Source organism: Larsenimonas rhizosphaerae, from assembly GCF_026240105.1.
Lineage (GTDB): Bacteria > Pseudomonadota > Gammaproteobacteria > Pseudomonadales > Halomonadaceae > Larsenimonas > Larsenimonas rhizosphaerae.
The window spans coordinates 524,549-550,673 of record NZ_JAPIVE010000002.1; the positions used below are offsets into that span (position 1 = coordinate 524,549).

Annotated in this window: 19 protein-coding genes; 13 read left to right on the forward strand and 6 right to left on the reverse strand. The window is 57.7% G+C overall.

Going from position 1 to position 26,125, the window contains the following annotated elements:
* Positions 1 to 56 precede the first annotated feature (56 nt).
* From OQ287_RS08895 to OQ287_RS08905, 3 genes are all read right to left on the reverse strand, one after another.
* Complete coding sequence (locus OQ287_RS08895) at positions 57 to 773, reverse strand: SPOR domain-containing protein (RefSeq protein WP_265896207.1); 717 nt, start codon at positions 771 to 773, stop codon at positions 57 to 59.
* Entirely contained in the window at positions 774 to 2,459 is a 1,686-nt protein-coding gene (gene argS, locus OQ287_RS08900; protein ID WP_250935355.1) for an arginine--tRNA ligase, read from the reverse strand. It lies immediately after the preceding gene.
* Positions 2,460 to 2,638: 179 nt separating this feature from the next.
* A complete protein-coding gene (locus tag OQ287_RS08905; protein ID WP_265896208.1) occupies positions 2,639 to 4,876 on the reverse strand; it encodes a primosomal protein N' in 2,238 nt (745 codons plus the stop codon).
* 176 nt (positions 4,877 to 5,052) lie between these two features.
* Here OQ287_RS08905 and rpmE point away from each other — a divergent pair, with 176 nt between their 5' ends.
* The gene (gene rpmE / locus OQ287_RS08910) at positions 5,053 to 5,265 is read left to right on the forward strand and encodes a 50S ribosomal protein L31 (protein ID WP_250937955.1); all 213 of its coding nucleotides are present in this window, start codon (positions 5,053 to 5,055) and stop codon (positions 5,263 to 5,265) included.
* Between the two features lie 234 nt (positions 5,266 to 5,499).
* Positions 5,500 to 6,771: a malic enzyme-like NAD(P)-binding protein gene (locus OQ287_RS08915; RefSeq protein WP_250935357.1), complete on the forward strand. Its 1,272-nt coding sequence runs from the start codon at positions 5,500 to 5,502 to the stop codon at positions 6,769 to 6,771.
* A 72-nt stretch (positions 6,772 to 6,843) separates the two neighbouring features.
* Here the strand turns inward: OQ287_RS08915 and OQ287_RS08920 are convergent, their stop codons facing one another.
* The 3 genes from OQ287_RS08920 to OQ287_RS08930 all read right to left on the reverse strand — a co-directional run bounded on the left by OQ287_RS08920 (position 6,844) and on the right by OQ287_RS08930 (position 11,106).
* Positions 6,844 to 7,620, reverse strand: coding sequence for a DUF481 domain-containing protein (locus OQ287_RS08920; RefSeq protein WP_250935358.1), 777 nt, complete (start codon positions 7,618 to 7,620; stop codon positions 6,844 to 6,846).
* A 123-nt stretch (positions 7,621 to 7,743) separates the two neighbouring features.
* Positions 7,744 to 8,478 (reverse strand): DUF481 domain-containing protein, encoded by a 735-nt coding sequence (locus OQ287_RS08925; protein WP_250935359.1) that lies wholly within the window; start codon positions 8,476 to 8,478, stop codon positions 7,744 to 7,746.
* Positions 8,479 to 8,583: 105 nt separating this feature from the next.
* Complete coding sequence (locus tag OQ287_RS08930; RefSeq protein WP_250935360.1) at positions 8,584 to 11,106, reverse strand: penicillin-binding protein 1A; 2,523 nt, start codon at positions 11,104 to 11,106, stop codon at positions 8,584 to 8,586.
* Between the two features lie 224 nt (positions 11,107 to 11,330).
* Between OQ287_RS08930 and pilM the strand changes: the two genes are divergently transcribed.
* From pilM to OQ287_RS08985, 11 genes are all read left to right on the forward strand, one after another.
* The gene (pilM, locus tag OQ287_RS08935; protein ID WP_265896209.1) at positions 11,331 to 12,398 is read left to right on the forward strand and encodes a type IV pilus assembly protein PilM; all 1,068 of its coding nucleotides are present in this window, start codon (positions 11,331 to 11,333) and stop codon (positions 12,396 to 12,398) included.
* Positions 12,395 to 12,997: a PilN domain-containing protein gene (locus OQ287_RS08940; RefSeq protein WP_250935364.1), complete on the forward strand. Its 603-nt coding sequence runs from the start codon at positions 12,395 to 12,397 to the stop codon at positions 12,995 to 12,997. Before pilM ends, OQ287_RS08940 begins: the two co-directional genes overlap by 4 nt.
* Complete coding sequence (locus tag OQ287_RS08945) at positions 12,994 to 13,668, forward strand: type IV pilus inner membrane component PilO (RefSeq protein WP_265896210.1); 675 nt, start codon at positions 12,994 to 12,996, stop codon at positions 13,666 to 13,668. Before OQ287_RS08940 ends, OQ287_RS08945 begins: the two co-directional genes overlap by 4 nt.
* Positions 13,665 to 14,204: a pilus assembly protein PilP gene (locus tag OQ287_RS08950; protein WP_265896211.1), complete on the forward strand. Its 540-nt coding sequence runs from the start codon at positions 13,665 to 13,667 to the stop codon at positions 14,202 to 14,204. Before OQ287_RS08945 ends, OQ287_RS08950 begins: the two co-directional genes overlap by 4 nt.
* A 27-nt stretch (positions 14,205 to 14,231) precedes the next feature.
* Positions 14,232 to 16,280, forward strand: a complete 2,049-nt coding sequence (gene pilQ, locus OQ287_RS08955) for a type IV pilus secretin PilQ (RefSeq protein WP_265896212.1) — start codon at positions 14,232 to 14,234, stop codon at positions 16,278 to 16,280.
* Positions 16,280 to 16,822, forward strand: coding sequence for a shikimate kinase AroK (gene aroK, locus OQ287_RS08960; RefSeq protein WP_250935374.1), 543 nt, complete (start codon positions 16,280 to 16,282; stop codon positions 16,820 to 16,822). Before pilQ ends, aroK begins: the two co-directional genes overlap by 1 nt.
* A gap of 35 nt (positions 16,823 to 16,857) precedes the next feature.
* Positions 16,858 to 17,940, forward strand: coding sequence for a 3-dehydroquinate synthase (gene aroB, locus OQ287_RS08965; RefSeq protein WP_265896213.1), 1,083 nt, complete (start codon positions 16,858 to 16,860; stop codon positions 17,938 to 17,940).
* Between the two features lie 395 nt (positions 17,941 to 18,335).
* Complete coding sequence (gene gltB, locus OQ287_RS08970; RefSeq protein WP_265896214.1) at positions 18,336 to 22,790, forward strand: glutamate synthase large subunit; 4,455 nt, start codon at positions 18,336 to 18,338, stop codon at positions 22,788 to 22,790.
* A 12-nt stretch (positions 22,791 to 22,802) separates the two neighbouring features.
* On the forward strand, positions 22,803 to 24,221 hold the full coding sequence (locus OQ287_RS08975; RefSeq protein ID WP_265896215.1) for an FAD-dependent oxidoreductase: 1,419 nt from the start codon (positions 22,803 to 22,805) through the stop codon (positions 24,219 to 24,221).
* A 245-nt stretch (positions 24,222 to 24,466) separates the two neighbouring features.
* Positions 24,467 to 24,946 (forward strand): type 2 periplasmic-binding domain-containing protein, encoded by a 480-nt coding sequence (locus tag OQ287_RS08980; RefSeq protein WP_250935382.1) that lies wholly within the window; start codon positions 24,467 to 24,469, stop codon positions 24,944 to 24,946.
* Positions 24,915 to 26,111 carry a hypothetical protein gene (locus OQ287_RS08985; protein WP_250935384.1) on the forward strand — a complete coding sequence of 399 codons (1,197 nt, stop codon included), beginning with the start codon at positions 24,915 to 24,917 and terminating at the stop codon, positions 26,109 to 26,111. The genes OQ287_RS08980 and OQ287_RS08985 overlap by 32 nt, the downstream gene beginning before the upstream one ends.
* Positions 26,112 to 26,125 lie beyond the last annotated feature (14 nt).

The window sequence follows — 26,125 nt, forward strand, 5'->3', positions numbered from 1 at the left end:
GAGGTCGGTCGAGCGAGAACTCAAGGCAGGCGGCCCCCGAGGGGGCCGGAAAGGGCTTATTTCTGTTTCATTACCAGCGGGTCGATGCCCTGGGTCTGCATCAGGCCACGAGCGCGTGCCAGTTCACGTGTGTCGCTGTAAGGCCCACCCTGAACACGGTACCAGGTGGTGTTGTCCGCGGTGGTGACACTGGTCAGTTGAGTCGTGATACCAAGGTTTTTGAGCTTGTCGGCCAGCTTTTGTGCATCGTCCCTGGATTGAAACGAGGCGGCCTGCAGGAGATAGCGCTTGCCCTTCTCAAGCTGAGGAGCGGCGGCGCTGTTGTCAGCGGTGGCGGTTTTCTGGCGCGTTTCTGCCTTGCTTGCAATGGTGGCAATGGGATCCGGTGTGCGTGGCGTCGACCGATAAGCATCCACATCCGGGGCAATGACCTCGGTTTCAGGCAGCAGGGTATAGAACTCGAAGGTCGGCATCTTTTCGCCATCGGCATTCTCGTCCTTCGATGCCGGCGTGCCATCCTTCGTGCGGGCCGTGGCCGAGTCCTGCTTGTTCGCAGGCTTGGCAATCACTGCGGCCGGTTGAGACGGCGTTGCCGGTGCCGGCTCGTCGTGCAGCAGGTAATAGGCAAAGGCAAACCCGCCGACGATACCGAAGGCGGCCCACAGCCACCCCGGAATCAGCGGGCCGGTCAGCGGCTTTTTCCTGGCACCGCCGCGCTGTGTGGTGGCGCCCTTGCGTTTGGGTGCCGGCTTTTTGGCAGGCGTGCGAGCCATTTACATCTCCTCGGGCGCGCTGACGCCCAGAATGGCCAGACCGTTGCGCAGTACCTGTCGTACGGCGACACCCAGGCAAAGGCGCGCGTTGCGTGTGGCGCTGTCGTCAACCATGACCTTGACCGCGTTGTAGCAGGAGTGGAATTCTCCGGCGAGTTCCTGCAGGTACTGTGCGACCTGATAGGGTTCACGAGCGGCGGCTGCACGGGCAACCAGCTCCGGCCAGGCCGCAAGACGGTTCATCAGGTTCTTTTCACGATCATCTTCAAGCAGGGCGAGGTTGGCCAGTCCTTCGGATGAATCGAATGCCCTGTCATCACGCTCGGCCTTGCGCAGCACGCTGCAGACGCGTGCATGGGCATACTGAATGTAATAGACCGGGTTGTCATTGGTCTGTGAGCGAGCCAGATCAATATCAAAGGTCATCTGGGACGTGGCGGCGCGTGCAACCAGGAAGTAGCGTGTGGCATCACGGCCGACTTCATCGATAAGATCGCGCAGGGTAACGTAGCTGCCGGCCCGCTTGGAAATCTTGACCTCCTGACCGGAGCGAGTGACCAGTACCATCTGGTGAAGCACGTAGTCCGGCCAGTTCTGCGGGATACCGGCGTTCAGTGCCTGCAGGCCGGCGCGCACGCGGGTGATGGTGGAGTGATGATCTGCGCCCTGTTCGTTGATCACGGTGGTAAAGCCGCGGTTCCACTTGTCCAGGTGATAGGCAACGTCAGGCAGGAAGTAGGTATAGCCGCCTTCACGCTTGCGCATGACCCGGTCCTTGTCATCCCCGAAATCCGTGGTCTTGAGCCACAGGGCACCATCGGACTCGTAGGTATGTCCTCCACTGACCAGCGCCTTGACCGTCTCATCGACCTTGTGGTCACGGTACAGTGCCGATTCCAGAAAATAGACATCAAATTCAACGCCGAAGGCGCGCAGGTCGAGATCCTGCTCGCGGCGCAGATATGCCACGGCAAAGTCACGAATGGCACTTTCATCCGTCGGGTCACCCTTGGCCGTAGTGGCGCGGTCGCCGGCGGTCACTGTCTCGCCGCTCATATAGGCGCGGGCGACGTCCTTGATGTACTCGCCCCGGTAGCCATCCTTGGGCCAGGCCGGATCGCTGGGTTCCAGCCCCTTGACGCGGGCGGCCACCGACAGCATCAGGTTATCGATCTGTGCACCGGCATCGTTGTAGTAGAACTCGCGAGTCACGGCGTAGCCACTGGCTTCCAGCAGCCGACTGAGGCTGTCGCCGATGGCCGCGCCACGGCCATGACCGACGTGAAGCGGGCCGGTCGGGTTGGCGGATACGAACTCGACCTGAACCTGCTCATTGTTGCCATTCTGGTTGCGACCGAATGCATCGCCCTGCTCGAAAATCGTGGTGATGACCTGGGCAGCTGCTTCGGTATTGGCAAAGAAATTGATGAATCCGGGGCCGGCGATGTCGACCCGGCTCAGGGCGCTGCTCTCGGGCAGGGCATCGATCAGTGCTTCGGCCAGAGCGCGGGGCGGCTTGCCGGCCGGTTTGGCCAGCATCAGCGCCAGATTGGTGGCGTAGTCGCCGTGTGCCTTGTCTTTCGTGGCGTCAATCTTGATGGACGGTGCGACGTCAGCAGGCAGAACGCCCTGGTGTTTCAGGGTGTCAAGCGCGGCGGTGAGCAGTTCGAGGATGGTCTCTTTCATGATTAGTCGGTTCGAAAGTCCTGGTGAGGGCCGCTCACCGTTGATGGCAAAAATACGGGCGGCGTAGCGAGGCGCGCCGAAAGGGTGTGCGTCAGGGCGCCGGCCGCGAAGAGGTTCGCGATGGTGTCCGAACCGGCCATTATCGTGCAAGCAGCCGCCGTGTCAAAACTTCTGCAGTACTAGTCGAGTGCCACCGGGTCTACATCGAGGGACCAGCGGAGTCGTCGAGCCTCCGGTAACTGCTCCATGTAGTGTACTAGCCAGGCGCCGGCATCGTGCAGGGGCGCCCGGCCATCGGCGGCCAGCATGAGCTGAACATGATAGCGACCCTGGCGCCGTTCCATCGGTGCCGGTACGGGGCCCAGGCAGTCCACCCTGATGTCGTGGGCAGCGACATGGCCCCTCAGCGCCTCACCGACACGACCGAACAGCTCAAGCAGGTTCTGCTGATGAGGGCTTTCACCGCGCAGCAGCATAAGGTGGCGGTAGGGGGGCAGCCCTGCCTGCCTGCGCTCTACCAGCAGCCGCTCTGCCAGCGCATCGTAACCCTGCTCGGCGAGCAGAAGCAGGCCGGGGTCATCCGGGTGGTGGGTCTGGATCAATACGCGGCCGGGGTGCTCGGCGCGCCCGGCGCGGCCTGCCACCTGGATCAGTAACTGGGCGCTGGTTTCAAGGGCGCGATAATCGGCGCTGTAAAGGCCGCCATCGGCATTGACCACTACCACCAGCGTAATGTGGGGAAAGTGGTGGCCCTTGGCCAGCATCTGGGTACCGACGAGCAGGCAGGGATCGCCCCGGTGAATGATGTCCAGGGTGTGCTGAAGGGCATCCTTGCGGCGGGTGCTGTCCCTGTCGACGCGAAGTACCTGCGTGTCCGGAAAGGCGGTAGCCAGGGCATCCTCGGTGCGCTCGGTACCGCTGCCCTGCGGACGAAGGTCGCCGCTGTGACAGGACGGACAGGCATCCGGGAGGGCGACATGATGATCGCAATGGTGGCAGATCAGTTCCGGAGGATGCCGATGCAGGGTCAGTCTGGCATCGCACCGGGGGCATTCAGCCAGCCAGCCGCACTGATGACATGCCAGCGTGGGCGCGTAGCCTCGACGGTTGATGAAGATCAGCACCTGTCGTTTGAGCGCAAGCTGCTCGCGGATGGCCTCCAGTGCCGGAGGCGTGAGTCCACCATCCTGAGGACGACCACGAATATCCAGCAGTTCGATGTGCGCCTTGCGGCTGTGACCGGCGCGCCTGGTCAGGTGGAGGTGGTGATAGCGGCCATCCCTCGCATGCCTGAGCGTGACCAGTGAAGGGGTGGCCGTGCCGAGTACCACGGGAATATGCTCACTTTGGGCGCGCACCAGTGCCAGGTCGCGTGCGTGATAGCGAAGGCCATCCTGCTGCTTGAAGGAATCGTCATGCTCTTCATCGATGATGATGATGCCCAGGGCTGCCATGGGGGTGAAGACTGCGGAGCGGGTCCCGATGATGATCCGGGCGCGCCCCGCGCCAGCGGCTTCCCAGGCGTCAAGCCGCTCGTTGTCGCTCATGCCCGAGTGAAGGGCCACGATCGGCACATTGAAGCGACGCCGAAACCGGTCGAGGGTCTGGGGTGTCAGACCGATTTCCGGTATCAGGACCAGCGCCTGCTGCCGACGGTGCAGGACGGCTTCGATCAGCTGAAGATACACTTCGGTCTTGCCGCTGCCTGTCACGCCGTGAAGCAGACTGGGAGAAAACCGGCCCAACTGGGCATGCAGGGCCGCGAGCACTTCGCTTTGCTCCCTGCTGAGTGTCAGGGACGGCTCGGCCAGAGTTTCATGGTTGTCCCGTGGAGGGGCAATGGCCTGTTCCGTATGTACCTCTACCAGGCCCTTGCCGGCGAGGGCTTCCAGCTGCTGGCGTGTAAAGCCCTGTGCCGTAATGGCAGTATGCGGCATGCCGCGTCGATGCTGACGCAGCATATCGAGCAGCTCGGCCTGTTTATGAGCCCGGCCCAGCTGCTCGGCGCTGGTGTTCTGGCCTCGCGACGTCAATCGCCAGCGGTCCAGGGTTCGGGCTTCCAGCGGTCTTCCCTGACGAAGCAGTACCGGCAGGGCCTGAAACAGGGTATCGCCCAGGCTATGCTGGTAATAACGTGCCGTAAAGCGGCACAGGGCCAGCCAGTCTGCCGGCAGCGGGGTCTGATCGATCAAGGCCTTGATGGGCTTGAGGCGTGACGTGGGGACATCGCTGTCCTGTTTGGTGCCTACCACGATACCGACCATGTCCCGGTGGCCGAAGCTCAGTTTTACACGCAGGCCTGGCTGCCAGCCCTGCACAGGCGTGTCAGGGCCCGGCAGGTAGTCAAAGCAGCGGCGCAAGGGAGTCGGTATGGCCACTTCAATGATACGTGGTGTGGCCGAAAACGGGTCGGGCAAAACGGGTGGCCTCTGTCAATAAAAACTGCTAGAATTCGCGGCCTTCTGGGCACGCCAGTAGAACATACTCCCGGAGTAATGGCATCCCGGCGTGTGCCAGGGACTTCACTTTTCCACATCCGTATGCGGTGCCTGGCAGTAGATCAGGTGGCGGCATGCCTCAAGAGGTCATCCCGATGAAACAGTCGATCCATCCGAATTACAACCACGTCAACGTTACCTGCTCCTGCGGCGCAGAGTTTGCAATTGGCACCACGTCCAGCGACGACTTTACTGTCGACGTCTGCTCACAGTGCCACCCTTTCTATACCGGCAAGCAGAAGCAGGCGACTACCGGTGGCCGTGTCGAGCGCTTCAACAAGCGTTTCGGTGCTTCCATCAAGCGCTGAGTGGTGTGGTCGGGATGTTCTCCCGGCCAGCAAGGAGCCCGCCTTTTCGGCGGGCTTTTTTGTGTCTGCATGTGGCACTCGGATAAGGGTTTCATTATGTCGAAAAGGCTACCCATAACCCCCTTGTGATGGATAAAAGTTCAATGGTGGCGGGGGGTTAGTAAAGTTGTTGAGCGTGGGCTTTTTATATACTCTGGTCCTGAGTGACACCATGACGATACAGGAAAAGAGACCATGAGCGATTCCAAACGACAGGCGGCGCTGGATTACCACGCCAAACCGATTCCTGGCAAATTGTCGATTGAGGTCACCAAGCCGACGACAACCGCGAAGCATCTGGCGCTGGCTTACAGTCCCGGCGTGGCGGAGCCTGTTCGTGAAATAGCGAAGGATCCTGAAACCGCCTATCTCTATACCGGCAAGGGCAACCTTGTGGCGGTAATCTCCAATGGTTCGGCCATTCTGGGGCTGGGTAACCTGGGCCCGCTGGCCAGCAAGCCGGTGATGGAGGGCAAGGGGGTATTGTTCAAGTGCTTCGCCGGGGTCAACGCCATCGATATCGAGGTAGACGCGGAAAGCCCGCAGGCATTTATCGATACGGTTGCCCGCATTGCCGATACCTGGGGCGGCATCAATCTGGAAGACATCAAGGCGCCGGAGTGCTTTGAAATCGAACAGGCCCTCAAGGAGCGCTGCAACGTCCCCGTGTTTCATGATGATCAGCACGGGACAGCCATTGTCACAGCGGCCGGCCTTCTGAATGCCCTGTCGATTGCCGGCAAGCGGCTTGAAGAGGCGCGTATCGTTTGTCTGGGCGCGGGGTCGGCCGCCATTGCCTGCATGAAACTGCTGATTTCCTGCGGGGCGAAGGTTGAGAACATGGCCATGCTCGACCGGAATGGTGTTATCCACGCCGAGCGTGAAGACCTCAATCAGTACAAGGCAATGTTTGCCAACGAGACTGATCATCGGACGCTGGATGATGTCATCGAAGGAGCCGACGTGTTTCTGGGGCTGTCCGGCCCGAACCTTTTCTCGGCTGAGCAATTGAAGAAGATGGCGGACTCACCCGTCGTTTTTGCCTGTTCGAACCCTGATCCTGAAATTCATCCGGACGTGGCCAATGAAGCCCGTGATGATGTCATCATGGCGACCGGGCGTTCCGATTACCCCAATCAGGTCAATAATGTACTGGGCTTCCCGTTCATTTTCCGTGGTGCGCTTGATGTGCGGGCCACTGAAATCAACGAGGCCATGAAAGTGGCGGCAGTGCATGCACTGAAGGATCTTGCACGGGAGCCGGTAACCCAGGAAGTTCTGGATGCCTATGAAGTTGACGCCCTGTCCTTTGGTCGTGGGTACATTCTGCCGACTCCGATGGATTCCCGTTTGCTGGATCGTGTTTCCTCTGCGGTAGCGCAGGCTGCGATCGATTCCGGCGTGGCAGAGAAAGGCTTCCCGGCACATTATCCGCTGAAGCGTGTTGAAGACGTTTACGCGCGCTGATTTGGCGTGCAGTGGTGTAAAAAAGCCCGCTTGCGCGGGCTTTTTTTACGTCTACAGGACAGGGTTACTGTCTTACAGGCCGTACACCAGCGAAACGGCTGTCCGAGTATCCGTTTTGGATTCGGCGTCTGATGGTGGATTGGTATTGTGCTCGACCTGGTAGGCTACCTTTAGTGACAGTGTTTGATTGATCGCCACCTGCAGTGCGGTTTCCGAACGACCAATCACGTTTTCATCGGTAGCTTCGCCGACCACACCTTCCGTGAAGGCTGCCGTGTCGGAGACCTGCCACTTGTAGTTCACCGCGCCGTAGGCCAGCGCCAGGTTCTTGACGTCACCGTCGTCGTAGACGTCATGGCGAAGCCCCGGGCCGCCTTCAAGTGATAGGGTATGGACGGGGCCTTCGAGCAGCTGGCGCCCGTAACCACCCGCCAGCGTGGTTTGAGAGTCATAACCGCTGAAGCGGTCCTTGTCCCAGCGTACGACCCCAAACAGGTAGTTCCGGTCATCCAGGTTATAGCGCGTGCGGCCCGCTGCAATATATTCCTCGGCAGATTGCTCGCCGTCTTCGCTGGCACTGGTAGCTTCCCCGTGCAGGCTGTAACTCCAGGCGTCGTCGTACCAGGTACCGGTTCCCTTGCTCAGCAGGGTTTCACTGTCACTGTTGCCTGTCAGGCGGGTATAGCCGAATTCGGCGCTGCCCTCAAAGCCCTTCTCGGTGCGATGGTCAAGTGCATTGAATGTGTCATCGAAGTCGATATCGTCGTCTGCATGGGCAGGCAGAGAAAGGGCGGTCGCAATCGCAAGACAGCCACCAAGGGTGAGGCAGCCGGTATAGGAAATGGCCATGGGATCATGTTCTCGAGCGAGGGAAATACGTGATGGAAAGACTGACATTACCGTGTAGGCTCAACCCGTCTAATGGGGCGATACCAGGCCATCTACTCTAGCGTCAGTGAAATAAAACAGTGTTCAGAAATTGTAAAGAATCGAAGCGGCTGTGGTGGTATCCGTATCTACATCCGCTTCGTCAGGTGTGTTGCTGTTGTTTTTGATTTCGTGGGAAAACTTCAGTGCGAGATGGTCATTCAGCGGCACGGAGATGGCGCTGTAGGAGCGTGAGATAATGTTGTCTATGGTGGCTTCGACAGAAAGCTCCTGTTCAAAGGTGGCACTGGCTGAAAAGTCATATACGTAGTCAAGCGCGCCGTAACCGACGAGCAAATTTCGGTCACCCCCGCTTTCAAGGGCGTCGCGACGAAATCCCGGGCCGGTTTCCAGCGACAGGTGGTGTGGTGACTCACTCAGAATATGGCGACCATAGCCGGCAATGACCGTAGCCTGATAGTCGTAGCCTGAAAACCGTTCCTTGTCATACCGTGCCAGGTTGAACAGGTAGTGCGGGCCTTCAAGGCTCAATCGCTGCCTGGCTCCCAGCAGGTATTCTTCGGCACTGACCCGGTCATTGTCTTCCACGCGCTTGGTTTCGGCCCGCAGGGTGCGTGTCCAGGGCCCTGTGTACCAGGTCATCGACCCCTTGGCGAGCAGGGTCTCGCTGTTACTGTTGCCGGACAGGCTGGTATAGCCCAGCTCGGCGTTGCCACTGATGCCCGTTTCCTTGTCAGAGGCTGCCGGAGGCGCATAAAACAGGTTATCGTCGGCCGCCATGGCAGAAGTCGAGGCAACAAGCCACAGGATGCCTGTCATCAGGGGCCATCCGGACAGCGGTCGGGGTGAAGCTGAAGTTGTCATGGTGTCGGCATAGTCGGGTGATATAAAAGGCCACCGATACCAGTCGGTGGCCTTGTGTGCCTAGAAAATGGCGTCGTAACTGCCGGTGCCCTGTGAGCCGCTCTGATCTTCCAGTTCGGGGCGAACGGAGCGCTCCTGGTAGGGGGGCAGGCGGTCTTTCGTAAAGATTTCCGTGATGCCACCCGGCTCGTTATCCTGCAGCCGCTTTCCGGTCTCCGGGTCTATTCGTGCGGTAATGATATCTGCCGGGCGTTCCATGCGAGCAGAAGGCGTTCCCTTCAGTGCCTTGCCCATGAAATCCATCCAGATCGGCAGGGCGGCCTGCGCGCCGTACTCGCCAGTGGTCTTGTTGGAGTCCTTGCCGACCCATACCGAGGCGACCAGCTTGCTGTTGAAGCCGGAGAACCATGCATCGCGCTGATCGTTGCTGGTCCCTGTCTTGCCGGCCAGGTCATCACGGCCAAGGGCTTTCGCTGCATGGCCGGTGCCTTTCTGGATGACGTCTTCCATCATGCTGCGCAGCATGTAGACCGCTTCAGGCGATGCAATGCGTTCGGCTACCGGGTAGATGCGCCCATCCATCCTGACTGTGCTCTGGGTCGGATCGCACTGAGGGCAGGCGATCGGCGGCGGCGTGGTATCCAGCAGGTTCGGGCCTTCATCACCCTGCTGTACGCGCTTGATGAACCAGGGCGTTACCTTGTAGCCCCCGTTGGCAATTTCAGCGTAGCCGCGGGCCATTTCAAGAGGGCTGATCGAGGCGCTGCCAAGGGCCAGCGACAGGCCGTGGGGCAGCTCCTTCTTATTGAAGCCCATCTTTTCAAGGAAGGCGATGGTGGTATCAAGGCCGGTAGCCTGCAGGGTACGTATGGATACCAGGTTGCGCGAGCGATAAAGGCCGACCCGGAGCCGGGTGGGGCCCATGAAGTTGAGCTCGGCATTTTCCGGGCGCCAGCCATCCTTTGGACCGCCCTGGACGACCGGTGCATCGTTGATGATGGTCGCCGGTGACATGCCGGCATTTTCCAGCGCGCTCAGATAAATGAACGGCTTGAAGTTGGAGCCTGCCTGGCGACGTGCCTGCGTGGCGCGGTTGAACTCACTGTAGTGGAAATCGAACCCGCCCTGCAGGGCGCGCACTGCGCCGGTCCGGGGGTCAAGAACCACCATGGCGGCTTCAGCATCGGGCATCTGTGACAGGCGCCAGTGATCGCCGTCCTTCATGATGCGGATCAGATCGCCACGGTGGGCGATGGCCTCGGCTGATGCGGGTACACCGCCACGCCACTTGGCGCTTTTGAATTCGCGCGCCCACTCAAGGCCATCCCAGTCGATGGTGATGACGCCGTCATAGCGGGACAGTACCTTCATCTGGCGGCCATCGGTGCTGACCACGATACCAGGCTGAAGTGGTCCATAGGCCGGCGTATTGTCCAGCACATTGACCCAGTTACTGGCATCGCCCTCGATCCCGTCGACCTGTGTGCGGCTGCGTTCCGCGGCTTGGCGTGCGGTCTGTTCCACTTCCGGTGATTCTGCCAGTTCTTCTTCCAGCCCCCGGCGATCTGCACTGTCCTGTGCATCAGCCAGGCGCTTGGGAATGCCCTTTTTCTCGACGCCGCGCCAGCCATGGCGAGTGTCATAGTCGATCAGCCCCTTGACCAGTGCCTTGCGAGCATCTTCCTGATAGGTGCTGTTGATCGTGGTAGTGATGCGGTAATCGCCCGTATAGGCCTTGTCGCCATAATGTTCAAGGGCGTAGCGCCGCGCCATTTCAGCGATATAGGGCGCCTGGACTTCCGGCTCCGTGCGGTGACGCGAGACCTCGATGGGGGACTGAACAGCCTGCTTGTAAGTCGCTTCATCTATGTAATTCAGGTTGCGCATGCGCAACAGGATCCAGTTGCGGCGAATCAACGAGCGTTCCGGGTTGGCAATCGGATTCAGGCTTGAAGGCGCCTTGGGCAGCCCGGCAATGGTCGCCATTTCCGGAAGGGACAGCTCACCGAGCGGCTTGTCGAAATAGGCTTCGGCCGCAGCACCAATGCCGTAGGAGCCTTGCCCGAGGTAAATCTTGTTGACGTAGAGTTCCATGATCTGCTGCTTGCTCAGGATCTGTTCCATCTGCAATGACAGCAGGATCTCGCGGATCTTGCGGGTGAAGGTCTGATCCAGCGTCAGCAGGTAGTTGCGTGCAACCTGCATGGTAATGGTGCTGCCACCGGACTGAATGTCTCCGCTGGCCCCGAGCTGTACGAAGGCTCGCAGAAGCCCCTTGGGGTCAATGCCCGGATGATGGAAAAAGCCTGAATCCTCGGCAGCCATCAGTGCATGGACAAACTGCGGTGGAATTTCATCGTAGGTTACCAGCTGGCGCTTCTGGGATCCGAATTCGTCAAGCAGCTTGCCGTCTTCGGTATAGATGCGAAGCGGCATCTGCAACTGATAGTTCTGGAGCTGATGAACGTCCGGCAGGCTGGGTGCAAAGTACAGTGCCGCGCCGGTTACAGACAGGGCTATGCCTGCCGTTAAAGACACCAGAAAGAACAGGATCCGGGAAACGAAACGTCTGAAAAACTTCATGAAAAACGCAGTCCGTCGATTGGGGAGGCGGTCATGCCTGGATGGGTGAGACGATCCACAGCCTCCGCATTATAAGGAGTGTGGCGCAGTGTCACCAGCGCCTGAAGCGGGTATGCGCACTGCGGCCACATCCTGCCGGAATCAGTCCCGTTCATGAAGCACTATCGGCGTGACGTTGAAAACATCAAGACCGGGGTGTCTTGCATTCATGGGGAGAACCGTCCGTGTTCGGTTTCAAGGCTAAGGGCCAGGGGTTGCTGGGCATCGACATTACCTCGGCGACTGTCAAGTTGATCGAGTTGAACCGTCAGGGTTCACGCTTTGGCGTGGAAAGCTATGCCGTGCGTCCGGTGCCTGAAGGCGCCGTGGTCGAACGACGCATCCGTGACATGGATGAGGTCGTCATGACGCTCAAGCGTGCCATTGATCACGCGTCACCCAGAACAACCCGAGCCGTTGTGGCATTGCCGACGTCCGCGGCGATTACCAAGGTCATCCAGCTGCCGATGTCCTTTTCCGATGATGATATCGAAGCACGCATCGCGCTCGACTCAGACAAGCATATTCCTTATCCGTTCAGTGAAGTCGCACTCGATTTTCAGCGTCTTGGTCCACATCATCGCTATCCGGACCAGCAGGATATCATGCTGGTTGCCTGTCGCCTTCAGGATGTTGAACTGCTGACTACGGCGGTCACGGAGGCCGGCCTTACACCTGTGGCAGTGGATGTTGAAGGCTTCGCGATGGAGCGGGCCTACCGCGCACTCCTGCCGGCTTCGCTCACGCTTGAACAGCTCGAAAAGACCACGGATGCCCTGCTGGACTGCGGCGCCTCGATGACCAGTTTTCATGCAGTCACTGGCGGCCGCATCGTGCATACCCGGGATAGCGTCATGGGAGGGCGCCAGCTGACTGATGAAATTCGTCAGACCTACCGATTGACACTGGAGGAGGCGGGCATTGCCAAAAAACGGGGCGATCGGGAGCGTTACGAGGAGCGGTTGCTGGCCCCGTTTCGCACATCACTGGTGCAGCAGGCGTTGCGCTCGCTTCAGCTTTATTACTCGGCTGCCGGTGCACGTGAAATTCGTCGCCTGATTCTGTGTGGTGGCACCAGCATGCTTGACGGCTTTGTTCAGCAACTGGCCAGAGAAAGCGGGCTGGATGTGGTGCTGGCAGACCCCTTTGCCGACATGACGCTCAGCAAGCGCATTGATGTGACCGCGCTGTCCCGAGATGCGCCGGCCATGATGACGGCCTGTGGGCTGGCTTTGAAGGAGATTGCGTCATGAATACGCTGGGGCGGCGAGTGGATATCAACCTGATGCCCTGGCGTGAGCGGCTGCGGGAGCGTCATACCCGTCGGTTCCAGCGTGTGCTGGTCATGGCCGTCTGCCTGGGGGGGCTGGTGGCGGGGGGCGAGCTTCTTTATGCCAAACATGTTGAAGGGGTGATCAGCGCTCGTCTGGAATTCATCGAGGCGCGGACACAGGCGCTTGAAAAGAACATCGAGGCGGTAAAGAGCCTCGAGGAGCGTCGTGAAGTCATGAAGCAGCAGATGCTGCTGATCAATGAGTTACAGCATCGTCGGCCACTGACGCCCATGATATTTGATCAATTGACCGCCACGCTGGCCACGGGAGTCTACTTCGAGCGTATTAGTCGTACGGGGGACCGGCTTGTGCTTCAGGGGATGGCCGAGAATAACCGTCAGGTATCAGATCAGCTGCGTGCCATGTCGCGCTCGCCAGTGTTTGAACAGCCACGTCTGGAAGAGGTGCAGGCAGGCACGGCAGGACAGAGTGCCCGGCGCTTCACCATGGATGTGACAGCGCACGACATGGCGGTGGTGGCTTCCAGCAAACAGGGTGCCATGGAGGGCAAGCCATGAGGCGTCAGTTCTGGCATGAGCAGTGGCGTGCCATTCGTGCCATGGAGGCATCCGATCTTGATCTCTCAAATGCCGGCAGCTGGCCACGGCTGCTGAAGGCGCTGGTCTGTATGGTGATTGCCCTGCTGTCCTGGTGGGCGGCGCACCAGTATCTGGTTCATGACGTGGACCGGCTGATTCAGAGCAATCGTGCACGTGAAGAGCAGTTGATGTCCTCCTATGAGCTGCGGGCCTTTCAGGCTGCCAATCTGCCCCTGCTGTCGCTGCAGATGAGGCAGCTTGACCAGCAGATGGCCTCTCTGGTCAGCATGCTGCCCTCCGGCGCCGAACTCCCGGCACTGATTGATGATGTCAGTGATCTGGCGCATGAGCATGCCCTGACGATCGATTTCATTCGGCTTCAGGACCCTCAACAGCATGATTTTTATATCGAACAGCCCTTCATGATCCAGGTTCAGGGTCAATACCATCATTTGGCGGCCTTTGTGGCAGGTGTTTCAAGCTTGTCCCGGATCGTGACACTGCATGATTTCACTCTGAGCCCCGTGTCTGTTACGGCGGATGCGCAGCAGGGTGTTGCCTCAACGATCGACCCCTTGCTGATCCTTAATGTTCAGGCCCGAACCTATCGGCATGACAAGGCTTTGGCCGGTACGAAGGAGGGGACATGAGGCGATATGGCGCGGTCATTGTTCTTCTGACCACGGTGCTGGTGGGGTGTGACAGGCCGGAGCTTGACCGGCTGGGAAGCGAGCTTGACGTTCTGAGGGACAAGCCGCGCGGTAATGTGGCGCCACTGCCGGTCGTGCCGGTCTTTGATGTCCCGGCATATACCGGCAGTGGCCAGCGCGACCCGTTCATGAAGTATCAGCCCGGTGATGGCGGCGATGATAATGACATGGCGGTGGCAGGGTTGCGGCCTCAGCCGGACCGTGTAAAGGAGCCGCTGGAGTTTTTTGCGCTCTCCTCCTTGCGTCTGGCGGGCTCGCTGGTTACCCGCTCCGAGGCCGTGGCATTGATCATGCGGCCGGATGGCAAGTTGTCACGCCTTAAAAGGGGCGGGTATCTGGGCGAGAACAGTGGGCAGGTGGTGGCGATATCACCACGGCAGGTAGTGATTCGAGAGCTTGTGTCGTCACCCTCGGGTGGCTGGAAAGCCGTAATGACAGTCTTGACGCTGGGCGGTAATGAGGCCGGTCAGCCCTGAAAAAGAGAGAAGGTGATGCGCTTTTTCATGACAACAATGCGGGCCGTGCTGCAGTGGGTGATGCTGGCAGGAGTATGGTGCCTGCTGGCCGGCTCGGCGTGGGGCGCAACGCTTGATGCCATCAATGTGTCGGCAGATTCCCGCGAGCGTGTATTTCTTGATCTGCATTTTGATCAGATGCCGCCAGCGCCGCAAAGTTACAGTCTCGCCTCCCCCTGGCGCTATGTCCTGGATCTGGCCGGGGTGGACAATGGGCTGGCCTCGGCGCGGGTGCCGGTCAAGCGTTACGGGGTGGATGATGTAGTGGTGTCGGGCAATCGCAGCAAGCTCCGACTGGTGATCAATGCCAGTCGGCCTTATCAGGTCAGCAATACGGCAACAGGTAATGTGCTGCGGATCACCCTGATGCCGGAAGATGCGGCGGGGAATGCGTCATCTTCTACCGGAAGCGGCGTTGGTTCGCCTGCGCCAGTGGCTTCATCGCCTGCGTCGGCCATTCAGCAGGTAACTTCGATTGACTTCAAGCGTGGGGATGACGGCCGTGGACGGCTATTGATCGAACTCGCGCGCCCGGGTGTCGATGCCCGGCTGGAATCCACGCCTCGGGGCGCGATACTTGTTTTGCCCGAGACACGATTGCCACGAGCCTGGGATCAGGTGCTGGACGTGACCGATTTCGGCACGCCGGTATCACGTGTTACGCCGGCTGTTGAACAGGGTGATACCCGCTTTATCATCGCACATGACGGCGGAACCCCACTGGTGGCGCAGCAGGGGCGCCTTTTGACCGTCGATATTCCTCCTCGCCCGTCGCGCACCGCAAGCTCTGCGCCGGCGGCCCAGCGCGATTATGCCGGGCAGTTGATTACGCTTGATTTTCAGGCCATCGATATTCGTGCGGTGCTGTCCCTGCTGGCCGAGGAGGGAGGGTTGAACCTGGTGGTCAGCGACAGTGTGCAGGGCAGTGTGACCCTCGATCTGCAGAATGTGCCATGGGATCAGGCGCTGGATATCGTGCTGAAAAGCAAGGGGCTGGCCAGTCGCCAGGAAGGCAGTGTGCTGATGGTGGCGCCAGCGGACGAGCTGGTATCCCTGTCTCAGCGTCGAATGGCGGCGGATCAGAATGCGATGCAGTTGGCAGAGCTGGCAATGGATTATATTCAGGTGCGGTATGCGCGGGCGGAGGATCTGGCGCTTTTATTGAAGGGGGAGGAGGGCATGGGGCTCCTGTCGCCAAGAGGGCGCGTCATGGTGGACCCCCGCACAAACACATTGCTTGTTCGTGATACGCGAGAGCAGCTGGCACAAATGCGTCAGTCGATTTCCCGGCTTGATATTCCGGTACGTCAGGTACAGATCGAAGCGCGTATTGTCATTGCTCGCGAGAGTGTTACCAATGAGCTGGGCGTGCGCTGGGGGGCTTCAAAAAGCCGAGTGCCTGGCAGTGGTATCAATGTATCCGGCGCTTCCAGCGGGATCGCCGGTAACGGGGGGCTGGCGGTGGATCTGGGAAGTGACAATAATCCGACGACCTCCTTCAGTTTCGGCTATCTGTCAGGTGATGTGCTGCTTGATCTTGAGCTCAACGCGCTCGAAACCGAAGGCAAGAGTCAGACGATTTCCCAGCCAAGGGTCATCACGGCCAATCAGCGCAAGGCGGTCATTAAGCAGGGGCAGGAAATCCCTTATCAGGAATCGACCTCCAGTGGTGCGACCAATGTCGCCTTCAAGGAGGCAGTGCTGTCACTGGAAGTCACTCCCCAGGTCACGCCGGATAATCGCATCATCATGGATCTGTTGATCAAGAATGATGATGTATCAAGCACTCAGTACGAGGGCGCGCCGGCCATCGACACCAATGAGATCCAGACCCAGGTGCTGGTCAACGACGGTGAAACGGTTGTGCTGGGCGGTATTCTATCGACTGAACAGTTGCGCAATCTGTACAAGACCCCCCTGCTTGGCGACATTCCTTTGCTGGGTCATCTATTTCGCTATACCGAGGAATCGAATTCCAAGGTAGAATTGCTGGTATTCATTACACCCAAAATTATAGATGACAGCCTGATTCGCTGATGCAAGAGCTACCGAATATCTTTTTGATCGGCCCCATGGGGACCGGGAAGAGCACGATCGGCCGCCTTCTGGCGGCCGAGTTGCGTCGCGTTTTCTATGACAGTGATCATGAAATCGAGCGACGATGTGGCTGTAATATTCCCTGGATCTTTGATGTGGAAGGCGAGTCCGGATTTCGCGATCGTGAAACCCGGACCATCGATCGTTTGACTCGACATCGCGGCGTCGTCATGGCAACCGGCGGCGGGGCGATCATTCGAGAGGCCAACCGGCGCATGCTGCAGGAGCGTGGGACGGTCATTTATCTGCATGCCTCGCTCGAGCAGCTGGTCAAGCGGACTTCCCGTGATCGTAATCGCCCCCTCCTGCAATGTGAGGATCCTGCCGCCCGTCTGCGTGAGTTGATGGCGCAGCGTGAATCGCTGTATCTGGAGACGGCTGATCTGATCGTATCTACCGAGCGCCGCAGCCCTCGCAGTGTAATCAACACCATCAAGCGAGATGTGCGTCAGTTGATGGACCCGCTTAATCACGAGCCGTAACCGGCGTGAATGATTTCTCAACCAGGATAATGTTGATGCAGACGCTGACAGTCGATCTTGCCGAGCGCAGTTACCCTATCCATGTGGGCCCGGGCCTTCTGGGACGCAAGGAGCTTCTGGCGCCCTATATCACCGGTAGTCAGGTCATGATCGTGACCAACGATACGGTGGCCGACCTGTACCTTGATGTTGTCAGGTCCATGCTGCCGGACCTGGACGTGGCAGAGGTGGTGTTGCCGGATGGTGAGCAATTCAAGACGCTTGAATGTCTCGAAACCATCTGGGATGCGCTGCTGACGGCTGGTTTCAATAGGCGCTGCACGCTGATTGCCCTCGGTGGCGGTGTCATTGGCGACATGACAGGATTTGCGGCGGCCAGCTATCAGCGGGGCGTTGACTTCATTCAGATTCCCACCACGCTGCTTTCTCAGGTGGACTCCTCCGTGGGTGGAAAGACCGGTATCAATCACCCGCGGGGCAAGAACATGATCGGTGCCTTCTGGCAGCCGCGTGTTGTGCTTGCGGACACTTCGGTACTGGCAACGTTGTCTGATCGTGAGTTTTCAGCGGGCATGGCGGAAGTCATCAAGTACGGCCTTATTCATGACAGCGATTTTCTTGATTTTCTTGAAGGCAGCATGCCCGCGTTGTTGGCAAGGGAGTCAGTGGCCCTGACGCATGCCATTGTCAGAAGTTGCGAGATCAAGGCTGACATTGTCAATCAGGATGAAACCGAACAGGGCATACGTGCGATTCTCAATCTGGGGCACACGTTTGGGCATGCCATAGAAAATGCGATGGGGTATGGCACGTGGCTGCATGGTGAGGCCGTTAGTGCAGGAATGAACATGGCGGTAACGCTATCCAGAAATCTGGACTGGTTGACGGATGCCGATGTTGAGCGGACAGGCCGCATTCTTCAGGCGGCAGGTTTGCCTCTGAGGCCTCCTTCCGGTGTGTCCACGGCACGGTTTCTTGAATTGATGCGGCTGGACAAGAAAAATGTCAACGCACGCATGCGGCTGGTCCTGCTGTCCCGTCCTGGTCAGGCCTGCGTTACAGAAGAAGTGCCCGAGTCCTTGTTGACCCGCACCATCGATGATTTTACTGCCTGCTGAGCCATGATGTCCGATATTAAAGCCGCCTTCAGGGGCGGCTTTTTTAATGGTAATGGGGGTTGTTGCGAATATTGGTATGCGTCATGCATTATCGGCATGGGGTCGAGACGTCATTTGCGACTAAAGTCTAAATGAGCGTGATCTTTTTCAGTTTGAACATAACATGTTGAATAGGAAGGTTTTTTGCCGATCTTTTTCGGTAACCTGCCGATTTGAAGGGGATTTTTGGTATAGACGTGAGGCAGGGGTTTGCGTGGCTGGCGCTTGTGCGGGTAAGCTCGGTTTCCTTTGTCTGCCGTGTTATAGCGGGTTATCGCCTTTTAAAAATAATAAAAAACCTTAAATTATATCACCATATTGACAAGCATACAATAAATCCCGAATGAGGCACGCCCATGATGAGAGGTCTCCATCGGCCCGACGAATTCCGTGACAACTGTGGCTTTGGCCTGATTGCCCACATGGAAGGTCAGGTCAGTCATCACTTGCTGCAAACAGCAATCGAATCCCTGACGTGCATGACACACCGTGGTGGCATCAACTCGGATGGCAAAACCGGTGACGGCTGTGGTCTGTTGATTCGGATGCCTGATACGTTCATGCGTGCCAAGGCAGAAGAGGCGCTGGGTGAAGCCCTGGGTGACCAGTACGCCGTAGGGTGTGTGTTTTTTGCCAACGATGATGAGCGCGAAGCGCATGCTCGTGGTGTGCTTGAGGACGCCATCACGGCACGTGGTCTGACGCTTCATGGCTGGCGCGACGTGCCGGTCGATACTTCGGTATGCGGCCCGATTGCGCTGTCCTGCCTGCCGCGTATACGTCAGGTATTCGTTGCGCCGAAGGAAGGGCGGACAGATGACATGTCCTTCAATGTGGATCTGTTCATGGCTCGCCGCCTGGCCGAGCAGGCATTGAGCCATGACGATGAGTTCTATGTCTGCTCGCTGTCATCCAAGGTCATTTCCTACAAGGGCCTGATGATGCCGGTGGACCTGCCCACCTTCTACAGCGACTTGAGCGACGAGCGCCTCGAGACCTCCATCTGTGTCTTCCACCAGCGGTTTTCTACCAATACAGCGCCTCGCTGGCCGCTGGCACAGCCGTTCCGGTTTTTGGCTCATAATGGCGAAATCAACACCATCGAAGCCAACCGCAGCTGGGCGAATGCGCGGAAGGAAAACTTTGTCAACGATATCCTGACCGATATCGAAGAGCTTGATGAAATCGTCAACACCACCGGATCCGACTCGTCCAGCATGGACAACATGCTGGAAGTGCTCCTGACCGGGGGGATGGAGCTTTACAAGGCCGTGCGCATGATGGTGCCGCCGGCCTGGCAGAATGTTGAAACCATGGATGGCCAGTTGCGGGCATTCTATGAATACAACTCCATGCACATGGAGGCATGGGATGGCCCGGCAGGCATCGTGCTGACCGATGGTCGCCATGCGGTATGCATGCTCGACCGTAATGGATTGCGCCCGGCGCGCTGGGTAATTACCGATAATGGCTATATCACACTGTCTTCCGAGATCGGGGTGTGGAATTACCCGGCTGAAAGCGTGGTGGCCAAGGGGCGCGTCGGTCCGGGGCAGATTCTATCGGTGGATACCCATACCGGCGAAGTGCTGCATACGCGTGATATCGACGAGCGCCTCAAGGTAACCTTCCCCTACAAGACCTGGCTCAAGGAGCAGGCGCAGTACCTTGAGTCTGCCCTGACCGAGCTGGCTCGCTTTCAGCCCATGGGCGAGGAAGAGCTGCGGGTTCACGAAAAGATGTTCCAGGTCAGCTTCGAGGAGCGGGACCAGATTCTTCGCCCCCTGGCCGAGTCCGGACAGGAAGCCGTGGGATCCATGGGGGATGATACGCCCATGGCTGTACTGTCGGGCCAGCCGCGGTTGCTGAGCGACTACTTCAGGCAGCGTTTTGCTCAGGTTACCAACCCGCCCATCGACCCCTTGCGCGAAGCCATCGTCATGTCGATGGAAACGTGTCTTGGTGCGGAGATGAATGTGTTCGAGGCGTCCCCCGAACACGCTCACCGCCTGATCCTGACTACGCCTATCCTGTCGCCGCGCAAGTTCAACGCCGTGACAACCCAGACTGACCCGACTTTCGCGTGTGTATCCTTCTCTACACTTTATGACCCGCAACAGTACGGGTTGAAGCAGGCGCTGGTGGCGTTGTGTGAAAAGGCGGAGCATGCGGCACGCAATGGCAAGGTGCTGCTGGTTCTGAGTGACGCTGGACTTGAGAAGGGGCTATTGCCCATTCATCCGGCCCTGGCGGTAGGAGCCGTGCATCACTACCTGGCCAAAAAAGCGCTGCGTCCGCGCGTCAACCTGATTGTCGAGACCGGTTTCTCGCGGGACGCTCACCAGATGGCGGTCCTGTTCGGCGTAGGCGCAACGGCGGTTTATCCCTACCTGGCCTATCAGGTCATGGCAGATATGCATCGTACCGGTGATATCCAGGGTGATCCGGCTGACGGCCGCGAGAACTATCGCCGCGCGATGCAAAAGGGCATCTTCAAGATTCTGTCGAAGATGGGTATTTCCCATATTGCCTCTTACCGTGGGTCAATGTTGTTCGAGGCCGTGGGGCTGGACTCCGACATCATGGCGATGTGCTTCCCTGGCATGGCATCGCGCATCGAGGGGACCGGATTTGCCGAACTACAGCTTCAGCAGGAACTGCTGGGGCGTGATGCCTGGCTCAAGCGTAAGCCACCTCGTCACGGCGGTTTGTTGAAATATGTCCATGGCCATGAGTATCACGCCTATAACCCGGACATTGTCATGACCCTTCAGCAGGCCGTACAGCAGGGGGATTATCAAAAGTGGAAGGCGTTTGCGAAACTGGTCAATGAGCGGCCGATCGCTACCATTCGTGATCTGCTGGCGCTGAAGCCGGGACAGACGGCTGTCGAGCTGGACGAGGTTGAATCAATCGAGTCCCTGCTGCCGCGCTTTGACAGCGCCGGCATGTCGCTCGGCGCCTTGTCTCCCGAGGCACATGAGGCTCTGGCACAAGCCATGAATGAAGCGGGTGGCCGCTCCAACTCGGGCGAAGGCGGTGAAGATCCGGCCCGCTATGGCACCATCAAAAGCTCCAAGATCAAACAGATTGCATCAGGACGTTTTGGGGTTACTCCGGCTTACCTGGTCAATGCCGAGGTTCTGCAGATCAAGGTGGCGCAGGGGGCCAAGCCGGGTGAGGGCGGTCAGCTGCCGGGCGGGAAGGTTAACGAGTTGATCGCCAGGCTGCGTTACGCCGTGCCGGGTGTCACCCTGATTTCACCGCCGCCGCATCATGATATTTATTCCATCGAGGATCTGGCACAGCTCATCTTTGACCTCAAGCAGGTCAATCCTCAGGCGCAGGTTTCGGTCAAGCTGGTCTCGGAGCCTGGTATCGGCACTATCGCGACCGGGGTGGCCAAGGCCTACGCAGACCTGATTACCGTCTCCGGTTATGACGGTGGTACAGCAGCCAGCCCATTGACCTCGATCAAGCATGCAGGATCTCCCTGGGAGCTTGGCCTGCCCGAAGTTCATCAGGCGCTGCGTATCAACGGATTGCGCGACAAGATTCGTCTACAGACAGACGGCGGTCTCAAGACAGGGCTGGATGTGGTCAAGGCAGCGATCCTCGGCGCGGAAAGTTTCGGCTTCGGCACGGCTCCCATGGTAGCCCTGGGCTGCAAGTACCTGCGTATCTGTCACCTGAACAACTGTGCGACCGGTGTGGCCACTCAGCACAAGACACTGCGTGACGAGCACTTCCGCGGTACCGTGGATATGGTCAAGCATTACTTCCGTTTCATTGCTGAAGAAGTGCGTGAAATCATGGCCATGCTGGGCGTCAGGCAGTTGACGGACCTGATTGGTCGTACCGATCTTCTCGAAAAGATTGAAGGCACTACGCAGTCTCACGCGCGACTGGAGCTGTCCTCCCTGCTTGAGAATGACTGGGTGCCGAAGGATGCGCCACAGTACTGTACGCATGAGCGTAACGAGCCGAATGACCCGGGGGCCAAGAACAAGGAGCTTTTAAATGCCTTGCAGGCATCCATTGATGCCAGGTCCGGTGGTGAGTTCAGCTTCCGCGTGACCAACTGTGATCGGTCCGTCGGGGCGCTCGTTTCCGGATACATTGCCAAGAAATACGGTGAATCAGGCCTTGAAGAGGCACCGATCACGTTGAAGCTGTCTGGTGTGTGCGGGCAGAGTTTCGGGGTCTGGAATGCGCGTGGCCTCAATATGTACCTGGAAGGCGATTCCAACGATTACGTCGGAAAGGGCATGAACGGTGGCAAGCTCGTGGTGACGCCGCCAGCGGGTAGCCGATTCAAGAGCCAGGACACGGCCATCATTGGCAATACGTGCCTTTATGGCGCCACCGGGGGCACCCTGTATGCTGCGGGGACTGCAGGTGAGCGTTTCGGTGTGCGTAACTCGGGAGCTCATGCCGTCATCGAGGGTGCAGGGGATCACTGCTGTGAATACATGACCGGCGGTCTGGTCTGTGTATTGGGCGAGACCGGACTCAACTTCGGCGCCGGAATGACCGGTGGCTTTGCCTATGTTCTTGATATGGGGCGTAACTTCGTGGATCGCTATAACCACGAGCTGGTCGAGATTCATCGCATCAATACAGAAGCCATGGAAGCCTACCGCCGGCACTTGCGCGAAGTGATTACTGACTATGTCAGTGAAACGAAGTCGGCATGGGGCGCTGAGATTCTGGATGACTTTTCGGACTTCATTCGCCATTTCTGGCTGGTGAAACCCAAGGCCGCCAGCCTTAATAACCTGCTGGCTGAATCACGGCGTCGTCCGGAATAAGGAGGTATTGACATGACACAACAGCTTTCAAATGATTTCCAGTTCATCGACGTCGGCCGGCAGGACCCTGCCAAGAAGAATGCTCAGCGGCGTGTTCAGGAATTTGCCGAGATCTATGAGCCCTTCCGCCCGCAGGAAGCTGCCAGCCAGGCTCACCGATGCCTGCACTGTGGTAACCCATACTGCGAGTGGAAGTGTCCGGTTCACAACTACATTCCCAACTGGCTTCAGCTGGTATCGGAAGGCAATATCCTGGAAGCGGCAGAGTTGTCGCACCGTACCAACTCCCTGCCGGAAGTCTGTGGGCGTGTTTGTCCTCAGGATCGCCTGTGCGAGGGGGATTGTACCCTCAATGACGGGTTTGGTGCCGTCACGATAGGCTCAGTGGAAAAGTACATCACTGATACAGCCTTTGCGATGGGGTGGCGCCCTGACATGAGCGGCGTAGAGCCAACCGGCAAGCGGGTGGCGATCATCGGTGCCGGACCGTCAGGTATCGGGTGTGCCGATATCCTCGTGCGCAACGGCGTCAGCCCGGTTGTCTATGACCGTTACCCTGAAATCGGTGGGCTGCTTACCTTCGGCATTCCCGAGTTCAAGCTTGAAAAGCATGTCATGAAACGGCGTCGTAGCGTGCTTGAGGAGATGGGGGTCGAGTTCAGGCTGAATACGGAAATCGGCCGTGATATCCAGTTTGATGACCTGCTCGAAGAGTACGATGCCGTTTTCATGGGAATGGGGACGTACAAGTACATGGAAGGCGGGTTCCCGGGGGAGCAGCTACCCGGGGTGCACAAGGCTCTCGATTTTCTGATTGCCAACGTCAATCATACTCTGGGATTTGAAGCTGACCCGGCAGATTATGTCTCCATGGAAGGGCAGCGTGTCGTTGTGCTTGGTGGCGGTGATACAGCCATGGACTGCAATCGTACATCGATTCGTCAGCATGCCAAAAACGTTACCTGTGCCTATCGGCGAGATGAAGCCAATATGCCTGGTTCCCGCCGAGAAGTAGCCAATGCGCGGGAAGAGGGCGTTGAATTTTTGTTCAACCGTCAGCCGATAGCCATCGTTGGCGATGACCGGGTTGAGGGGGTCAAGCTCGTACGCACTCGCATGGGGGAGCCTGATGAGCATGGGCGACGGCGTGCTGAGGTGGTACCGGGGTCTGAAGAGGTAATCGCCTGCGATGCAGTTGTCATTGCCTTCGGATTTCAGGCCAGTCCGGCTGACTGGTTTGATCCTTCCAGTATCTCCGTGGATGAGCGCGGCCGCGTGACGGCTCCTGAGCATGGAGAGTTCTTTTTCCAGACCTCCAATAAAAAGGTATTTGCCGGAGGAGACATGGTGCGTGGTTCAGATCTGGTGGTGACGGCCGTTTATGAGGGGCGCCAGGCGGCTCAGGGCATCCTTGATTACCTGAACGTATGAGGAAGTAATGGTCGAAAAAGCCGCCCTTCTCATCGGGGCGGCTTTTTTATGCTCGGATCAGCCTGGTAAAAAGGAATGGCTGGCCTCAAAATATCAACCTTATTAGCGCATTGCCGATAGTCGTAGCATGGAGAATATAGGTAACCTTTTCGCTCTCAGTGAGTGACAGGTACGTGGAGAGTGTTGTGTACTCCTTTAAGCCAAATCAGTGAGACGTCTGCTGCTGCATGGTCAGAGCGCCACTCATGCTAATGGGGTATAAATTCAACGTGTCAGCCCCAGGTCTCGTAAAGTACGCCACTGGCATACTGGTGGTAATAACGCTCTGGCTGGCCGGAGCAGAGAGCAGCCTTGCCCGCGCTGACTCCTCGATCGTGCTGATCACCAATAAAGATACAGCGCTAGACAGCATCACAACTGAAACCGCCCGAGCCGTTTTTGCCATGAGATTGCGCAGCCTTCCGGATGGAAGCGCTGCGCATGTATTTGTATTGCCGGATGATAATCCCCTGCATGATGACTTTTGCAAGCAGGTGCTGGGTGTTTACCCCCATCAGCTTCGGCTGGCATGGGACCGCGCGGTATTTTCCGGCACGGGACAGGCGCCAAACGTAGTGGAGTCTGTAGAAGAAATGATGGAAAAGGTCGCTGCACTGCCCGGCAGTATTGGTTATGTACAAAAAGGACAAGCGGATGAGCGCGTGCGTATTTTGCCGCTGGATTAAATGGCCTCTCGGGATGATGGCTTTTGTGGGCAGTTCTCCCGTATTTGCTCAGTCTGTTGCCGATACTCTGGATACACTGCAATTTCATGGCTTCATGAGTCAGGCGCTGGTGATTTCGGATCACAACGATTTCTTTGGTCCCAGCAGCAGCAAGGGGGGTAGCCTGCAGTTTTATGAGCTGGGGCTCAATGCCTCGTTACGCCCAAGCGATAACCTGCTGATTTCTGCTCAGGTGCTCAGCCGGCGGGCGGGCGATGATAGTGCAAAACCTGAACTGGATTATGGCGTAATTGATTACCAAGTCTACTCGGGAAACTCAACGACCCTTGGAATAAAGATTGGCCGTGTCAAGAATCCGTTCGGATTCTATAATGAAACGCGAGATGTGCCCTTTACCCGTACTGGCATATTGCTTCCACAGTCTATCTATTTTGATAGAACCCGGACCCAATCAATATCAGGCGATGGTGTCGCTGAATATTTTGAAAAAAGATTTACAGATAGCAGTATTCGATTTCAGGTTGGCTGGGGGTTGCCACAGGTTGATGATAACGTAAAAAATACAATTCTCCCTGATGCCTTGCCAGGCTCTATCAAGGCTAAAAATTCCTTGATAAGTCAGCTTTCCTATGAGTATGGCGGTGGACGATTTATTACCGCAATCACCTATGGGAAGATTACCGCTGAGTACGATTCTTCATCAAATGGTCCAGGAAATGGTGAGTTTTCCTATGAGCCCGTTATTCTTTCGGCTCAATATAATTCCATGCTATGGAGCCTTACTTCAGAAATTGCAGTTAGGAAGCGCGAGTTCAGCGGAATCCCGGATTCAAGGTTCAATGATTCTTCAACATCTGGCAGCTGGTATTTACAGTATGCTTATCGATTCAATAATAAGTGGCAGGGTTTTTTAAGATATGATGCCTTGATTTCTGACCTGAGCGACATGCACGGCAAAGAGTTTGCATCCCAAGGTAATGGCGATGATTATTCAAGATATGCATTTGATAATACTTTGGGGTTGAAGTGGTTGGTTACACCAAAGTTCATGTTAGCGGCTGAGTATCATAATATTGAAGGGACGGGATGGTTGTACAAGCCAAACGAAAATGACAACAAGAAATATTGGGATCTTTTCCTCTTTCAGGCCTCGTATCGCTTTTAAAGCCAAGGGAGGCT

Excerpts from the sequence above, each read along its gene's own strand:
- argS (WP_250935355.1), bottom strand. The coding sequence starts at position 2,459 with ATGAAAGAGACCATCCTCGAACTGCTCACCGCCGCGCTTGACACCCTG.
- rpmE (WP_250937955.1), top strand. The coding sequence starts at position 5,053 with ATGAAACAGTCGATCCATCCGAATTACAACCACGTCAACGTTACCTGC.
- OQ287_RS08895 (WP_265896207.1), bottom strand. The coding sequence starts at position 773 with ATGGCTCGCACGCCTGCCAAAAAGCCGGCACCCAAACGCAAGGGCGCC.
- OQ287_RS08945 (WP_265896210.1), top strand. The coding sequence starts at position 12,994 with ATGAGGCGTCAGTTCTGGCATGAGCAGTGGCGTGCCATTCGTGCCATG.
- OQ287_RS08915 (WP_250935357.1), top strand. The coding sequence starts at position 5,500 with ATGAGCGATTCCAAACGACAGGCGGCGCTGGATTACCACGCCAAACCG.
- OQ287_RS08925 (WP_250935359.1), bottom strand. The coding sequence starts at position 8,478 with ATGACAGGCATCCTGTGGCTTGTTGCCTCGACTTCTGCCATGGCGGCC.
- OQ287_RS08930 (WP_250935360.1), bottom strand. The coding sequence starts at position 11,106 with ATGAAGTTTTTCAGACGTTTCGTTTCCCGGATCCTGTTCTTTCTGGTG.
- pilQ (WP_265896212.1), top strand. The coding sequence starts at position 14,232 with ATGACAACAATGCGGGCCGTGCTGCAGTGGGTGATGCTGGCAGGAGTA.
- aroB (WP_265896213.1), top strand. The coding sequence starts at position 16,858 with ATGCAGACGCTGACAGTCGATCTTGCCGAGCGCAGTTACCCTATCCAT.
- OQ287_RS08985 (WP_250935384.1), top strand. The coding sequence starts at position 24,915 with ATGAGCGCGTGCGTATTTTGCCGCTGGATTAAATGGCCTCTCGGGATG.
- gltB (WP_265896214.1), top strand. The coding sequence starts at position 18,336 with ATGATGAGAGGTCTCCATCGGCCCGACGAATTCCGTGACAACTGTGGC.
- OQ287_RS08975 (WP_265896215.1), top strand. The coding sequence starts at position 22,803 with ATGACACAACAGCTTTCAAATGATTTCCAGTTCATCGACGTCGGCCGG.
- OQ287_RS08920 (WP_250935358.1), bottom strand. The coding sequence starts at position 7,620 with ATGGCCATTTCCTATACCGGCTGCCTCACCCTTGGTGGCTGTCTTGCG.
- OQ287_RS08940 (WP_250935364.1), top strand. The coding sequence starts at position 12,395 with ATGAATACGCTGGGGCGGCGAGTGGATATCAACCTGATGCCCTGGCGT.
- OQ287_RS08980 (WP_250935382.1), top strand. The coding sequence starts at position 24,467 with ATGCTAATGGGGTATAAATTCAACGTGTCAGCCCCAGGTCTCGTAAAG.
- OQ287_RS08950 (WP_265896211.1), top strand. The coding sequence starts at position 13,665 with ATGAGGCGATATGGCGCGGTCATTGTTCTTCTGACCACGGTGCTGGTG.
- aroK (WP_250935374.1), top strand. The coding sequence starts at position 16,280 with ATGCAAGAGCTACCGAATATCTTTTTGATCGGCCCCATGGGGACCGGG.